The organism is Sphingomonas sp., from assembly GCF_035490575.1.
In the GTDB taxonomy this organism is placed as follows: Bacteria; Pseudomonadota; Alphaproteobacteria; order Sphingomonadales; family Sphingomonadaceae; genus Sphingomonas.
Genome location: NZ_DATJLI010000074.1, coordinates 1 through 9172, shown reverse-complemented (window position 1 = coordinate 9172; position 9172 = coordinate 1). Strand labels below are relative to the sequence as shown.

Here is a 9172-nt window from a genome sequence, read left to right as displayed (position 1 = left end):
CCCGCCGAACCGACGATCGCCGATTGGCAGCAGATGTGGTGGTATCCCGCGATCGCCGCCGCGCTGATCGCCGTGCTGTTCCAGTTCAGCTTTCGTGACGATACCAAGAAGGAGAATCTGGCGTGACCGCAATGAAAGGCCCGGGCATCTTCCTGGCACAGTTCATGGGCGACACCGCGCCCTTCGACACGCTGGACCACATGGCTGAATGGGCCGCGGGCCTGGGTTACAAGGGCGTGCAGATCCCGTGCGATACGCGTGTGATCGACGTCAAGCTGGCGGCCGAGAGCAAGGATTATTGCGACGACCTGCGGGGGCGGCTGGACCGTTTCGGGATCGAGCCGACCGAATTGTCGACGCATCTGCAAGGCCAGCTCGTCGCCGTTCACCCGGCCTATGACACGCTGTTCGACGGGTTTGCGCCGGCCGAACTGCACGGCAAGCCAGCCGAGCGTCAGGCCTGGGCCGTCGATCAGGTCAAGGCCGCGGCCAAGGCCAGTGCCAATCTGGGGCTGAAGGCCCATGCGACCTTCTCCGGCGCACTTGCCTGGCCCTATGTCTATCCTTGGCCGCAGCGCCCGGCGGGTCTGGTGGAGGAAGCCTTTGCCGAACTGGCGCGCCGCTGGACGCCGATCCTCGACACGTTCGAGGAAGCGGGCGTCGATTGCGCGTTCGAGATTCATCCGGGCGAGGACCTGCATGACGGTGCCACCTGGGAGCGGTTCCTGGCCGCGGTCGACGATCATCCGCGCGCGCGCATCCTGTTCGATCCGTCGCATTATGTGCTGCAACAGCTCGACTATCTGGACTTCATCGATCGCTATCACGACCGGATTTCGTGCTTCCACGTCAAGGATGCCGAGTTCAACCCGAACGGGCGGACCGGCGTTTACGGCGGCTATGAAAGCTGGGTCAATCGCGCCGGGCGGTTCCGTTCGACCGGCGACGGTCATGTCGATTTCAATGCGATCTTCAGCAAGCTGGCGCAATATGGCTATGCGGGCTGGGCGGTTATCGAATGGGAATGCGCGCTCAAGCAGGCCGAGGATGGCGCGCGCGAAGGCGCACCCTTCATCCGCGATCATATCATCCGCGTGACCGAACGCGCGTTCGACGATTTCGCCGCCAGCGGCATCGACCATGACGCAATCCGCGACGTGCTGGGCCTGTCGCGTGACGGCGGGGCGCCGGCATGATGCGGCAGCCCCTGCGGCTGGGCATGGTCGGCGGCGGCGAGGGCGCGTTCATCGGCGCGGTTCACCGGATGGCGGCGGCCCTCGACGGTGACTGGCGGTTGGTCGCGGGCGCGTTCAGCACCGATGAAGGGCGCAACCAGCGCACCGGCGCGCAGCTCGCGCTCGATCCCGCGCGCGTCTATCCGACGATCGAGGCGATGCTGACGGGGGAGCAGGCGCTGCCCGCCGACGCCCGCATCGACGCGGTCGCGATCGTCACGCCCAATCATCTGCACGCACCGATGGCGATTGCCGCACTCGACGCGGGCTTCCACGTCTTCTGCGAAAAGCCGATGGCGATGAGCGTGGCGGAAGCGGAGGCGATTGCCCGTTCGGCCAAGGCCAGCGGCCGCCATTTCGGCCTTGCCTTTACCTATAGCGGCTATCCTCTGGTCGAGGAGGCACGGGCGCGGATCGCGCGCGGCGAACTGGGCGACATCCGGCTGGTGCAGGTCGAATATCTGCAAGGCTGGCTCAGCCAGCCGATCGACAATGGCGGCAACAAACAGGCCGAATGGCGCACCGATCCAGCGCGCGCCGGGATCGGCGGTTGCCTTGGCGACATTGGCACCCACGCCTTCCACCTGGCCGAACATGTATCGGGCCGCCGCGTCACCGCGCTGTCGGCCGACCTGTCGATCCATGTCCCCGGCCGCCGTCTGGACGACAATGTCGCGGCGTTGCTGCGCTTAGACGGCGATGCGCGTGGCACGCTCAAGGCCAGCCAGGTCGCAGCAGGCGAGGAAAACGGGCTGAAACTGCGGGTCTATGGCTCGCTGGGCGGGCTGGAATGGGCGCAGATGGAGCCGAACACGCTGACGCTACGTTGGCTCGATCGCCCTGCCGAAGCGGTGCGCGCGGGCGGCCCCGGCCTTGGCGACAGCACGATGCTGCTGCTTCGCACGCCGGCCGGACACCCGGAGGGGTATGTGGAGGCGTTCGGCAACCTGTATCGTGGCTTCGCCGCCGCCATCCGGGGTGAGGCGGGCCCCGCCTTTCCCGGCGTTCCCGACGGGTTGCGGACGATGCGCTTTGTCGAGGCGATGGTCGCCAGTTCGAAGTCGGACGAGAAATGGACACCGCTGAACCTGGCAACGGACGCATGACCATCCCCCCGATCCCAAAGGATATGCGATGAACCTGTCCCGCCGGAATATGTTGGCCGCAGCCGCCGTCGCTCCGCTCGTTATCGGGACGGCGTGCGCGCAGGGGACGGGCAGCAACGCCGCCCGCTTCTCGCTGGGCTATGCCCCGCATGAAGGCAGCTTTGCCAGCCGCGGCGGGCTGATCGAACAGATCGCTTTTGCCGCCGATCAGGGTTTCACCGCCTGGGAGGATAACGAGGCGCGCAACCGCCCGGTCGAAGAACAGAGGCGCATGGCAAAGGCGCTGGCCGATCGCGGCATGACGATGGGCGTGTTCGTGGCCAGTATGCCCAAATGGTCCGAATCGCGCCCCCGGCTGGGCGCCAATGACGGTGCCGAGCGCGAGGCATTCCTGGCTGACATCCGCAGCGCGGTCGAGGTCGCCAAACGGCTGAACGCGAAACACGCGACCGTCGTGACCGGCTTCATGGACCCGCGCGTGCCGGTCGACATTCAGACCGGCCGCGTCATCGACGTGATGCGCCGCGCGGGCGATATCGTCGCGCCGCACGGCCTGACGCTGGTGATGGAACCGCTCAACACCCGCCGCGACCATCCCGGTGTCTATATGCAGAGCATCGCACAGGGCTATGCCGTAGCGCGCGGCGTCAATGGTCCGGGCGTCAAGATCCTGGCCGATGTCTATCATGAGCAGATCCAGTCGGGGAACCTGATCCCGACGCTCGACACCTGCTGGAACGAGATCGGCTATATCCAGTTCGGCGACAATCCCGGCCGCAACGAACCCGGCACCGGCGAGATCAATTATGCCAATGTCGTCAAATGGTTGCGCGAACGCCGCTATTCGGGCGTAATCGGCATGGAACATGGCAATTCGGTCAAGGGCCGCGTGGGCGAGGATCGGCTGATCGCCGCCTATCGCGCGATCGACCGGGCTTGAGGAGGGAGACGCAGATGCTTGTCCGGCTAACGGCCTGTCTGATCGCCGGCGCGGCGGCGGTCACCGTCGCTTCGGCGCAGGAACGCCCCGGCTTCACCGACACACCGGTGCTGCCCGATGGCAAATGGCGCGTGCACGACGCCGACCGGCCGGTGGCCAAGGTCGTGACACCCGCTCCCAATCCGGGCGGCGCGCCATCGGATGCGGTGGTGCTGTTCGACGGCACATCGCTCGACGCGTGGCAGACGACGGGCACGCCCTGGTCGATCAGCGAGGGCGCCATGATGATCCCGCCGCGCAAGCAGGGCGGCGGCGGCAGCGATCTGGTGACGAAGCAGAGCTTTGGCGACGTGCAGTTGCACCTGGAGTTTCGCTCACCCAATCCGCCGACCAAAAGCTCGCAGGACCGCGGCAACAGCGGCATCTGGTTCATGCAGCGCTACGAGATCCAGATCCTCGACGGCTATCAGAACCCGACCTATGCCGACGGCACGGTCGGCGCCGTTTACGGCTGGAAGCCGCCGCTGGTGAACGCCGCGCGCAAGCCCGGCGAATGGCAGACCTATGACGTGGTGTTCGAACGCCCGCGCTTCGCTGCCGACGGATCGCTGGAGCGTCCGGCCTATATCACCGCGTTCCTGAACGGGGTGCTGGTCCAGAATCATCAGGCGATGCTGGGCACGACGATCTGGCGACAGGTCGCCAAATATGAAGCGCATGGCGACGCCGCGCCGATCCAGTTGCAGGATCATGATTCGGCGGTGTCGTTCCGCAATATCTGGGTTCGGCCCCTGCCCGAAACCGCTATCGACCAGGATTTGCCCGGAGAAGCCGAATGATTGATCGCAGAACCGCATTGGCCGGTGTCGTCGCGCTGTTCGGCGCGGGCATCTTTGCCCCGATCGCACGCGCGGCGGGTCAGGCGCAGGCAGCGGGCGTGCCGGTCATCAGTGAAGGACCGCCCAGTGCCGCGGTGTTCAACCCCGCGCAACGCGCGCTGGTCAGCGCGCTCAGCGAGCGCGTGATCCCAACCACCGATACGCCCGGCGCCATCGAAGCCGGCGTGCCCGAATATATCGAGAAGTTGCTGGCCGATTGGTCGCTGCCGCAAGAGCGCGTGCCGATCATCGCCGGGCTGGAGGCGATCGAGGCGCGCAGCCTGACCGACAACAAGGTGTCGGCGGCCAAGGCCACGCCCGAACAGCAGGACGCGCTGCTGACCCTGGCGATGAATGGCGCCATGCCCGGCGGAAAGACCTTTTTCGAGGCGTTCCGGCAATTGGTCATCACCGGATATTACACGTCGGAAGTGGGGATCATGCAGGAACGCGAATATCTGCCCGTGCCCGGCAAATATGATGGCGCCTTTCCCTATTCTCAGGTCAACAAGGTCTATAGCGCATGATGAATCGTCGATCCTTGCTCGCCGGGGCGGGCGGCGTTGCCGCACTCACGCTGGCGGGCCGCTTCGCCGCACCGGCATCGGCCGCGCAGATCGGCGCGATCGGGGTGCAACTCTACACCGTTCGCGATATTTTTGAGAAGGACCCGGTAGGCACGCTCGAACAGGTCGCGCGCATCGGCTATCGCGAAGTGGAGTTTGGCGGCGGCGGTTATGACCGGATGGACCCGGCGATGCTCCGCGAGGCGATGGACCGCCACGGCCTTCGCGCCCCGTCGATCCATGTCGGCTATGACCAGTTGCTGGGCCAGATGGATCAGTCGATCGCGATGGCGCGCACGCTGGGCGCCGATACGATCATCCTGCCTTATATGACCGAAGAGCATCGCACCGATGCCGGATGGGCGGCAGCGCTGCCCAATTTCGCCCGTTTCGGCGCGACGCTGAAAAAGGCAGGGCTGGGCTTTGCCTATCATAACCATGATTTCGAGTTTACCGGCCGTTCCGGCGGCATGAGCCTGTTCGATCGCCTGTTGCGCGAAACCGATCCCGAACTGGTCAGGATCGAACTCGACCTGTTCTGGGCGATCATGGCCGGCGCCGATGCGGGCGCCCTGATCGATCGCCTGTCGACCCGGCTTTATTCCTTCCATGTAAAGGATATGCGCGCCGACCGCAGCATGGTGGCGGTGGGCGACGGCACGATCGATTTCGCCAGCCTGTTCAAGCGTCCCGGCGCCGCCGGGGTGCGGCATTTCTTCGTCGAGAATGATCGCGCGCCCGCGCCCTATCTTCCCGACATCACCACCAGCTTCAAAACGATGCGCGCGCTGCGCTTCTGATCCATTACGGCAGGGGAAAGATCATGGCTTCGACCGACAGGTTCGATGCAATCGTCATCGGCTCGGGCGTCAGCGGCGGCTATGCGGCCAAGGAACTGACCGAAAAGGGGCTGCGCGTGCTGATGCTCGACCGCGGCGTCATGGTCGAACATGGGGAGGGCTATCCCTATGACGGCCGACCGGCGTTCGAGGTGCCGGCGCGCAACATCATGCCCAAGCCACTGATCGAGAGCGATTACTTCATTTCTCGCCACGGCTATGTCGCGCCCAGCAGCCAGAAGTTCTACAATAATGACCGGCTGAACCCCTATGCCTATGACGACGGCAGCAAGTTCTACTGGATTCGCCCCGGCGCAGTCGGCGGCAAGTCGCTGATCTGGGGACGCTGGAGCTTTCGCTGGGCGCCAGAGGATTTCGAGGCGAACAAGCGTGAGGGCATCGATGGCGAATGGCCGATCGGCTATGACGACATCGCGCCATGGTATGATTATGTCGAAAACTATATCGGCGTGTCGGGTTCGCGCGAAAACCTGCCCTATCTGCCCGACAGTCAGTTTCAGCCGCCAATACCGATGAACATCGCCGAGGAATGGCTGAAAAAACGCCTGGAAGGTGAGTTTCCGGGCCGCAAGCTCATCAACACCCGCCTGTCCAACATCACCGAGGATAAACCCGACCAGAACCGCACCAAATGCCAGTTCCGCAACCAGTGCGGCAATGGCTGTTCGTTCGGCGCCTATTTCTCGACCCAGGCGGTAACGCTGCCCGCCGCGCGCGCGACGGGGCGGCTGACGCTGCAATCCGACGCGGTCGTCACCAATCTGGAATATGATGCCGCGCGCAAGAAGGTGACCGGCGTTCGCTATGTCGATGCCAAAACGGGTCAGGCGCAGACGGTCAATGCCGATCTGGTCTTTCTGTGTGCGTCGGCCATGGCATCGACCCAGATCCTGATGAACTCACGCGCGCCGGGCACCGGCCGGAGCCATTTCGACAACAGCGGCACGCTGGGCCGTTATGTGATGGACCATATCTTCCGCGTCAGCATCAACGGCGACATTCCGGGGATGGAGGAATATATCGAATATGGGCGGCGCCCTGGCGGCGTCTATATTCCGCGTTTCCGTAATATCGGTGGCGAGGAAGGCGTCGGTTTCAAGCGTGGCTATGGCTATCAGGGCAGCGCGAACCGGCAGCCGATGCGGCCCGAGGGCTTTGGCGCGTCGATGAAGCATGCGATGCGGCGTTATGCGCCATGGCAGTTCGGTATGACGGCGTTCGGCGAATGCCTTCCCTATCGCGACAATCGCGTGTCGCTGCACGCCGATAAGGTCGACCGCTTCGGGATGCCGCAGATGCGCTTCGACGTGACGTTCCGCGACAATGAGCTGAAGATGATGGCGGATGCGCGCGCGCAGGGCGAAGCGATGCTCAAGGGCGCGGGCCTGCAAAACGTCACCAGCTATGAAGGCGAGCATGTACCCGGCGACGCGATCCATGAAATGGGTGGCGCGCGCATGGGCGCCGATCCGCGCGCATCGGTGCTCAACAAATGGAGCCAGGCGCATGATGCGAGCAACCTGTATGTGACCGACGGCGCGCAGATGGCGTCGGTGTCGTGCGTGAACCCGTCGCTGACCTTCATGGCGATGACGGCGCGGGCCGCCGATCATGCGGTGAAGCAGCTGCGCGCCTGACCTGACGGATCGAGGGACGGCGGTGCGGCGACCATGCCGCGCTCCGTCCCTCGTCCGTGATGGAGGAGGCTCAGGGCGGAAGGCCAGTCAGACGCCACCGCTGTCACGAACTTAGACGCAGCAACGCAAGCTTAACCTGATCCCCGGCGCCGCCGACAAGCGCACATTTCGGATTGGCGGTGTGATTCCAGCGGCGAAACGATTTCCGTGTTCAGGAAATCCATTCCCCTTCATGCTAATCCGCCAATGCCCGTCTAGCGTCACGGGTGTTTCGGGGGATCGCATGTGTCGTTGAAACGCTCGCTCGCCATAATGGGTTGCGGTCTTGCCCTGTTCGTCGCCACGCCCGCGCTGGCGGAAGAAGCGGCACCGGCAAGCGAAACACCTTCGGTGATCGAGACGATTGGTGAAGGAATCGCCAGTTTCTTCGGCCGCGAAATCGCGGGCAACCGCACGGCGAGCGGTGAAAAATGCGATCCCGAGGCGCTGACCGCCGCGCATCGCACGCTCCCGTTCGGCAGCCTGGTGCGCGTGACCGACGCGCTGACCGGCAACAGCGTTGTCGTTCGCATCAATGATCGCGGTCCCTTCGCGGGCAAGCGCGTCATCGACCTGTCGAAAGCGGCGGCGCGCGAACTGGGCATCGTAGGCCGCGGCACGGCCCGCGTGCTGCTGAGCCTGGCGTCAAAAAACTGAAATCTTGCTGCGTAGATTTGGTCGCTTGCATTCGTATTGATGCGTTGACCTGAGCGACGCCGCGGTGCAGCAACCGGGCATGGCCAGTTTACCCCCGATCGCGAACAATCCCGACATCCGCTTTCTCGGGCGGCTGCTGGGCGATGTCATCCGCGCCTTTGGCGGCGACGCGCTGTTCAAGCGCATCGAATATATCCGCTCGACATCGGTCGACCGCCACCGCGGCGTCGCGGGTGCCGACGCGATCGACCCGGGCCTGGACCGGCTGACCCTCGACGAAACGCTCGATTTCGTGCGCGGCTTCATGCTGTTCTCGATGCTCGCCAATCTGGCCGAGGATCGACAGGGAATCGCGCGCGACCAGGATGCCGATGTCGAACATGCGCTCGCCCGGCTAAAGGCCGATGGCATCGACAAGGCGCGCGTTCTGGAACTGATGGCCGATGCGCTGGTCGCGCCGGTGCTGACCGCCCACCCGACCGAAGTGCGACGCAAGTCGATGATCGACCACCGCAACCGGATCGCCGAACTGCTGGCGCTCAAGGACCGCGGACTCGAAGAGACCGAGGACGGCGATCACATCGACGAGGCGATCCTGCGACAGATCGCGCTGCTTTGGCAGACGCGCGTGCTGCGGCGTGAACGGCTGTTCGTCGCGGACGAGGTGGAAACGGCGCTCAGCTATCTGCGCGACGTGTTCCTGCCGGCGCTGCCCGCGCTCTATGCCCGATGGGACCGGGCGCTGGGCGCGCGCTGTCCCGCCTTTCTGCGGCCAGGCAGCTGGATCGGCGGCGACCGCGACGGCAACCCCTATGTCACTGCGGACTCGCTGACCCATGCGCTGGCGCGCGCGGCGGAGACCGCACTGGGCCATTACATGGCCGAGGTGCACGCACTGGGCGCCGAGCTGTCGATCTCGACCGAAATCACGCCGGTCAATGGCGAAGTGGGCCAGTTGGCCGAAACGAGCGGCGATACCGCCGCCAGCCGCGCCGACGAACCGTATCGCCGGGCGCTGTCGGGCATCTATGCTCGCCTCGCCGCGACGCACCGCAAGCTGGTGGGCAAGTCCGCGCCACGGCCGGGCCCGCTCACGGGCGCGGCCTATGACGATCCCGCCGAACTGCGCGACGAACTGGTGGGGCTGGCGCGCGGTCTGGCCAGCAAGGGCGAGGGGATATTGGCGTCGGGCGGCGCACTCGGCCGGCTGATCCGCGCGGTCGAGATTTTCGGCTTTCACCTGGCAACGCTCGA

General features: G+C 65.0%; 9 protein-coding genes. All 9 read left to right on the top strand.

The features are described from left to right. The first annotated feature begins 122 nt into the window (after window positions 1-122). Window positions 123-1196: a sugar phosphate isomerase/epimerase family protein gene (locus VL973_RS05545; protein WP_325283035.1), complete on the top strand. Its 1074-nt coding sequence runs from the start codon at window positions 123-125 to the stop codon at window positions 1194-1196. Continuing rightward, on the top strand, window positions 1193-2341 hold the full coding sequence (locus VL973_RS05540) for a Gfo/Idh/MocA family protein (RefSeq protein ID WP_325283034.1): 1149 nt from the start codon (window positions 1193-1195) through the stop codon (window positions 2339-2341). Before VL973_RS05545 ends, VL973_RS05540 begins: the two co-directional genes overlap by 4 nt. Window positions 2342-2369: 28 nt before the next feature. Then, entirely contained in the window at window positions 2370-3281 is a 912-nt protein-coding gene (locus tag VL973_RS05535; RefSeq protein ID WP_325283033.1) for a hydroxypyruvate isomerase family protein, read from the top strand. A gap of 14 nt (window positions 3282-3295) precedes the next feature. Then, the gene (locus VL973_RS05530) at window positions 3296-4120 is read left to right on the top strand and encodes a 3-keto-disaccharide hydrolase (protein WP_325283032.1); all 825 of its coding nucleotides are present in this window, start codon (window positions 3296-3298) and stop codon (window positions 4118-4120) included. Continuing rightward, entirely contained in the window at window positions 4117-4686 is a 570-nt protein-coding gene (locus VL973_RS05525; RefSeq protein ID WP_325283031.1) for a gluconate 2-dehydrogenase subunit 3 family protein, read from the top strand. Before VL973_RS05530 ends, VL973_RS05525 begins: the two co-directional genes overlap by 4 nt. Beyond that, window positions 4686-5525 carry a sugar phosphate isomerase/epimerase family protein gene (locus tag VL973_RS05520; RefSeq protein ID WP_325283030.1) on the top strand — a complete coding sequence of 280 codons (840 nt, stop codon included), beginning with the start codon at window positions 4686-4688 and terminating at the stop codon, window positions 5523-5525. Before VL973_RS05525 ends, VL973_RS05520 begins: the two co-directional genes overlap by 1 nt. A gap of 23 nt (window positions 5526-5548) precedes the next feature. Next, a complete protein-coding gene (locus VL973_RS05515; RefSeq protein ID WP_325283029.1) occupies window positions 5549-7222 on the top strand; it encodes a GMC family oxidoreductase in 1674 nt (557 codons plus the stop codon). 291 nt (window positions 7223-7513) lie between these two features. Then, on the top strand, window positions 7514-7918 hold the full coding sequence (locus tag VL973_RS05510; protein WP_325283028.1) for a septal ring lytic transglycosylase RlpA family protein: 405 nt from the start codon (window positions 7514-7516) through the stop codon (window positions 7916-7918). A gap of 79 nt (window positions 7919-7997) precedes the next feature. After that, on the top strand, window positions 7998-9172 hold a 1175-nt coding region (locus tag VL973_RS05505; protein WP_325283027.1), incomplete at its 3' end, for a phosphoenolpyruvate carboxylase.